This is a genomic window from Methyloceanibacter sp. (assembly GCF_058506495.1).
In genome coordinates, this window is sequence record NZ_JBZMXT010000139.1 from 1 (window position 1) to 3599 (window position 3599).

The window sequence follows — 3599 nt, forward strand, 5'->3', positions numbered from 1 at the left end:
AACACGGGGTTGCCCGCGATAAGCGTTTCGGGAAGTGGAGAAGGCTGAGCCAGGAAAGGCCAGTGGTAAGCCTTCATTGCCATTTCGGCATTGAATGCTTCCCACATGTCGCCGGTGGGGATCACTTCGATGATGACAACGCTCCGAATCTTGTCGGAATGGTCCAAGGCCATTCGGTAAGCCACCCGCGCGCCGCGATCGTGCCCCATGACGCTGAATGCCGAATAGCCCAAGGACGCCATGGCAGAGGTTAGCAATGCCGCCATGCGGCGTTTGGAAAAGCTATCGTGGTCCGGCGAGTCCGCAGGGATAGTGCTTGCTCCATAACCGGGAAGATCTGCGATGATGCAGGTGAAGTCGCGGGCGAGCGGCTCCGCGAGCTTGAGCCACGTTGCGTGGTTCTGCGGATAACCATGAAGTAAGAGCAGTGGTTTGCCCGAGCCCCCCACGTGGACGCTTATTCTTTCGTCTCCAACCGGCAGTAACCGATGCTCGTATCCTGGAAAGATCGATCTCGCCATCTTACCGCTCCCAAGATGCCAGCAACGCCCAGTCCTGGAAGTCCAAGTTCATTTAGTTCAACGCATCTTATCCAGCCGGACAAAGAGCCGAACGTACAGTCACATTTTAGGGCGGATCCGATGCACCCTGATGTCCGCTTATGGCACATAGCAGACATCAATCGTCAGACCGCGAATGTCTGCTTATGGGGGCAAACCGGACGTCCCGAATTCGGTTAGGGATGTCGGCTAATGATCCATCGCGGACATTGTGAGCGGCGACGAAAGTTGCCATGCCATAAGGGCGGTGACACCACGCGGGAAGATATGTCGCAGGACAGGTTCAAGAGACAAGGCCAGATTTGGTTCCCGAGGGGACCCGATAGTAATACAGATTAGCAATTAGTCTGACGCTTGGAGCTTCCCGATGAAGGACACGCATCAAAAAAAAGCAGCGCTGGCGAAGCCAGGTCGAGCCACGATTTGGATCCGCCGGACGTTGGTAGTGGCGGCAGTGCTTTCACTAGTTGTGGTCGCCACGGGGTTTGCGTGGTCTACACTGACCTCGCTTAATAGCACCGCTTGGATCAATGACGACACACCAGAATTCAAGGGCATTGTAGATTACCTCAAGTCGACTCCAACCGAAGACGCCGTTGCGAACGTTGTGATCGTCCATGGCATTTCCGATCATTGTCTCGGTTACTCAGATACTTTGATTACCAATCTCAGCGAGCACCTTACTGAAGGTAGTAAGCGTAGTGATAAAGGCGCCATGCAGGCAGCCTTCAAGACCTTCGACGACCTAAATAAGAAGGGGAAACTGGGGAGCATCTATCCGCCTTTAAAGGCGAACTGCAATCACGGAAGCATCGGCGAGTACGCCGATTCCATCGGCGTCGACGAGGCAAAAGTTATGGCACCGTATGCCCCGGGCGATTCCAACTTCGTCGTCGACGCACAGGAAGCGCTCTGTGATGCGATCAATAGAGCTGGTAGCGATACTGCTCGATGCTTCAAACTCGGGGTTATTAACGAGGATAAGAGCGTTTACGTTACAGGCTTTGTGCGCGTGGTCAGCTTCGACGGATTGCGCTTTTTCGAGCTAGTATGGACACCAGCTACGCGCTGGGTGAAGGACCGATTGGTAAGGCTCGATGCCTCCAACAAAACTGTCAGCGACGGCGCGTTCAACCAAGCCCTCAAATCATACATCATAAACAGCGCCATCGCGGACGCAGTTGCTTACCTGTCCGACCCCGGAGTGCTTGTGAACCTCAACCTTCTCCAGACCTTCTGTCTTGTGGTAGCCGCCAACTCCCAGATGCCCGGTGACGAGAGCGATTTGTTCACCTGCAATGCAGATCACCTGAAGTCCGCTCGAGACTTCGATGGACGGCACCGCCTGTTTTTTATGACTCACAGCTTGGGCACCCGCGTGCTGTTTGATACGTTGGGTCTCCTTGCTTCAGACGAGTTGATCGGTGAGATCCGGAGCCGATTGAGGCGGATAAAGGCCCAAGTACCCGGGCAGTACAGAGACACTCCCGACAACAAATTCCCAACCTTCCTTGAACACTTCAAGCCACGCTTCTTCGCGGCAATCGACGCAGTCTATGCCTTCACCAACCAGGTACCACTTTTATCGGCTAACCTGACTAGCCCATTTGTAAAGCCGCGAAACCTGTCAGACGGTGACGAGTACGAGGCCGTTGGTAAGGAGTTCCAGGTATTTCTGGAAAAACGCAACCTGGCCGCTGGCGACGACCGAAAGCTACAAATCGTCTCCTTCCACGATCCCGATGACCTGTTGAGCTACCAGCTCGGTTGCTGGTATTACCAATCGCAAGTCAGGTACATGAAGAAACACACAGCGCTGCTGAAGCAAAAGTATGCACAACTCGAGCGCGATTTGAGCCTCGATGAGAATAAGCGCGACTTCAGGCCATTGCTTCGGGCCATCGAGAATGTACACTGTCCAGCGCTTGACAGAGAGGGCTGGACTGAGCTCACCGCCCGGTACCGGGGTCAGGGACCCTCAGAAATGCTGGAGGTCGCAAAAAATATAAAGGAACAACTGCAGAGGGATGCAAAAGCAGTGTTTGTCGATGCGCCGCTAAGAATGAATGCATTACGGGTACCAGGTATCATCGCCCACCCACTGCAGGTCCACTCCAAATATTATCAAGATCAGAAGGTACACAGATGGATATCCTACGGCTATCAATAGGCGCGCGTCTCGCCGCATTTCTGCTATGTAGCGCTCTGCTCGCAGGCGGTCTAATGGTTCCAACCGCTGGAGCACATGACGGCCCCGTAGACGCCGAAGGCTGCCATGAAGAAGACGGTGTGAGGCACTGCCACTGAGCTTTGGCCTCCGCGAATTCACGTCACCACGCGGTCGCAACGAACTCACACTCTCTCGGCACTCCCCAGCACACTGATCACGGCAAAGCTGGATGGTGACAATCAAGAAAAAAACCTGGCACGGGGGCCAGGGTTGGTGTGAGTAAGGACAATTTGGCTAAACAAATGCTGGTTGGATGGAGCCAAGCACTGCTAGGGGAAAAATATTGCCTGACCTCAGGCTAGCCGCTCTCCGTTAGGGTTTTGAAAAAGAGGCCGACGTAGGTCAGCATGCTGCTGAATGACCTGCTCTGCACAAGCTCTTGATGTCCACTATTGGCACTTAGCGGACATCGACTGTCGGGGCTGGCAAAGCGGCTCTATGACTTAAACTGGACGTGGTCCGTGCGCGCTCCGAGGTTCAGCTGGCGCTAGCCTTTAAGTCCTCTGGAATATCATGGCCCCGGTGTTGACGTTCGCACATGCGAGGTCTCGTTGGGCACCTGGCCCCTTCGATCTTGTCTGGGAGCTATAGAAGAAGTTGGAAGCTTCCGAATATCTCGCGTTCATACCGCTGCTAATCTACGGCATTGCCCTGGCTGACCTGCTTGGCCAGTGGCGGCGGTTCTTCGATAGAGACTATTTCTATCTGCCCTACTTTCTCACCACACTGATTTTTACCGAGAATGCCATTTGGAGTGTCTATGGGTATCTCGAAGTAACTTCGCATCTGGAAGGCATAGAATATTTTCA

3 protein-coding genes are annotated in these 3599 nt (G+C 54.0%); 2 read left to right on the forward strand and 1 reads right to left on the reverse strand.

Going from position 1 to position 3599, the window contains the following annotated elements:
• Positions 1–521, reverse strand: a 521-nt coding sequence (locus AC33YF_RS13220) for an alpha/beta fold hydrolase (protein WP_491777678.1), incomplete at its 3' end; no start/stop codon positions are given.
• A gap of 406 nt (positions 522–927) precedes the next feature.
• Here AC33YF_RS13220 and AC33YF_RS13225 point away from each other — a divergent pair.
• Both AC33YF_RS13225 and AC33YF_RS13230 read left to right on the forward strand, forming a co-directional pair.
• Positions 928–2730 (forward strand): hypothetical protein, encoded by a 1803-nt coding sequence (locus AC33YF_RS13225; protein WP_491777679.1) that lies wholly within the window; start codon positions 928–930, stop codon positions 2728–2730.
• Between the two features lie 657 nt (positions 2731–3387).
• A partial coding sequence (locus AC33YF_RS13230) for a hypothetical protein (RefSeq protein WP_491777680.1) occupies positions 3388–3599 on the forward strand: 212 nt, incomplete at its 3' end.

Excerpts from the sequence above, each read along its gene's own strand:
- AC33YF_RS13225 (WP_491777679.1), top strand. The coding sequence starts at position 928 with ATGAAGGACACGCATCAAAAAAAAGCAGCGCTGGCGAAGCCAGGTCGA.